The 3,058-nt window shown below is 57.3% G+C and carries 1 rRNA gene; it reads right to left on the reverse strand.

The features are described 5' to 3' along the window. Positions 1–3,002: ribosomal RNA gene (locus ABZ783_RS37320) — 23S ribosomal RNA — on the reverse strand; the annotation flags it as partial. Positions 3,003–3,058: the final 56 nt, after the last annotated feature.

The raw sequence follows: 3,058 nt of genomic DNA on the forward strand, positions 1-3,058 counted from the left end.
GGTGGTGGGATACCTCATCTTGAAGCGAGCTTCCCGCTTAGATGCTTTCAGCGGTTATCCCTTCCGAACGTAGCTAACCAGCCGTGCCCCTGGCGGGACAACTGGCACACCAGAGGTTCGTCCGTCCCGGTCCTCTCGTACTAGGGACAGCCCTTCTCAAGTATCCTACGCGCACGGCGGATAGGGACCGAACTGTCTCACGACGTTCTAAACCCAGCTCGCGTACCGCTTTAATGGGCGAACAGCCCAACCCTTGGGACCTGCTACAGCCCCAGGATGCGACGAGCCGACATCGAGGTGCCAAACCATCCCGTCGATATGGACTCTTGGGGAAGATCAGCCTGTTATCCCCGGGGTACCTTTTATCCGTTGAGCGACACCGCTTCCACATGCCAGTGCCGGATCACTAGTCCCGACTTTCGTCCCTGCTCGACCTGTCAGTCTCACAGTCAAGCTCCCTTGTGCACTTGCACTCAACACCTGATTGCCAACCAGGCTGAGGGAACCTTTGGGCGCCTCCGTTACCCTTTAGGAGGCAACCGCCCCAGTTAAACTACCCACCAGACACTGTCCCTGAACCGGATAACGGTCCGAAGTTAGATACCCGAATCAACCAGAGTGGTATTTCAAGATTGCCTCCACCCTAACTGGCGTTAGAGCTTCACCGGCTCCCACCTATCCTACACAAGCTAACTCAGATACCAATGTCAAGCTATAGTAAAGGTCCCGGGGTCTTTCCGTCCTGCCGCGCGTAACGAGCATCTTTACTCGTAATGCAATTTCGCCGGGCCTGTGGTTGAGACAGTGGGGAAGTCGTTACGCCATTCGTGCAGGTCGGAACTTACCCGACAAGGAATTTCGCTACCTTAGGATGGTTATAGTTACCACCGCCGTTTACTGGCGCTTAAGTTCTCCGCTTCGCCCCGAAGAGCTAACAGGTCCCCTTAACGTTCCAGCACCGGGCAGGCGTCAGTCCATATACATCGAATTACTTCTTCGCATGGACCTGTGTTTTTAGTAAACAGTCGCTTCCCCCTGCTCTCTGCGGCCATACAACGCTCCACCCGCGCGGGGCTTCACGTCTCCGGCCCCCCTTCTCCCTAAGTTACGGGGGCAATTTGCCGAGTTCCTTAACCACAGTTCGCCCGATCGCCTCGGTATTCTCTACCTGACCACCTGTGTCGGTTTGGGGTACGGGCCGCTCGGAACTCGCTAGAGGCTTTTCTCGGCAGCATAGGATCACTGACTTCACCTGAATCGGCTCGGCATCACGTCTCAGCCTATATGCGCCGCGGATTTGCCTACGGCACGGCCTACACGCTTACCCCGGCACAACCACCGGCCGGGATCAGCTACCTTCCTGCGTCACCCCATCGCTTGACTACTACCCGCCAGGTTCCCACGCTCCCCACCCTCAACCCGAAGGTCTCAGATGGTTTGGGTGGTTAGCACAACGAGGTTCGTCAGGGTCGCTCCTTCGCGGGTACGGGAATATCAACCCGTTGTCCATCGACTACGCCTCTCGGCCTCGCCTTAGGTCCCGACTCACCCAGGGCGGATTAGCCTGGCCCTGGAACCCTTGGTCATCCGGCGGAAGGGTTTCTCACCCTTCTTTCGCTACTCATGCCTGCATTCTCACTCGTGCCGCGTCCACAACTAGGTCACCCCGTTGCTTCACCCCCGGCACGACGCTCCCCTACCCACCCACACACCTGCATACCCCATCAAGGAGGCACAAGGTTATTGTGTGAGTGCCACAGCTTCGGCGGTGTGCTTGAGCCCCGCTACATTGTCGGCGCGGAACCACTTGACCAGTGAGCTATTACGCACTCTTTAAAGGGTGGCTGCTTCTAAGCCAACCTCCTGGTTGTCTATGCGACCCCACATCCTTTTCCACTTAGCACACGCTTAGGGGCCTTAGCTGGTGATCTGGGCTGTTTCCCTCTCGACTACGAAGCTTATCCCCCGCAGTCTCACTGCCGCGCTCTCACTTACCGGCATTCGGAGTTTGGCTGATTTCGGTAAGCTTGTGGGCCCCCTAGACCATCCAGTGCTCTACCTCCGGCAAGAAACACACGACGCTGCACCTAAATGCATTTCGGGGAGAACCAGCTATCACGGAGTTTGATTGGCCTTTCACCCCTAACCACAGGTCATCCCCCAACTTTTCAACGTTGGTGGGTTCGGCCCTCCACGCGGTCTTACCCGCGCTTCAGCCTGCCCATGGCTAGATCACTCCGCTTCGGGTCTAGAGCATGCGACTCAAACGCCCTATTCAGACTCGCTTTCGCTACGGCTCCCCCACACGGGTTAACCTCGCCACATGCCACTAACTCGCAGGCTCATTCTTCAAAAGGCACGCCGTCACCCCGCAAGGCTCCGACGGATTGTAGGCGAACGGTTTCAGGTACTATTTCACTCCCCTCCCGGGGTACTTTTCACCATTCCCTCACGGTACTCGTCCGCTATCGGTCACCAGGAAGTATTTAGGCTTACCAGGTGGTCCTGGCAGATTCACGGCAGATTTCAGGAGTCCGCCGCTACTCGGGAACACCCACAGGAGACCAGCCACTTTCACCTACCGGACTATCACCGCCTACGGTCAGCCATTCCAGACTGTTCGGCTAGCAACTGGCTTTGTAACTCCTCACACGAGTGTCAGCTCATGCAGCAGGGTCCCACAACCCCGACCACGCAACCCCTGACAGGTATCACACGCAGCCGGTTTAGCCTCCATCCGCTTTCGCTCGCCACTACTCACGGAATCACTCTTTGTTTTCTCTTCCTACGGGTACTGAGATGTTTCACTTCCCCGCGTTCCCCCCACACACCCTATGTGTTCAGGTGCGGGTGACTGGACATGACTCCAGCCGGGTTCCCCCATTCGGACACCCTGGGATCACAGCTTGGTTGACAGCTCCCCCAGGCCTATCGCGGCCTCCCACGTCCTTCATCGGCTCCTGGTGCCAAGGCATCCACCGTTCGCCCTTGACAACTTGACCACAAAGATGCTCGCGTCCACTGTGCAATTCTCAACAAACGACCAACCCACAACCCA

This window comes from Micromonospora sp. NPDC047738 (genome assembly GCF_040642675.1).
GTDB lineage: Bacteria > Actinomycetota > Actinomycetes > Mycobacteriales > Micromonosporaceae > Micromonospora.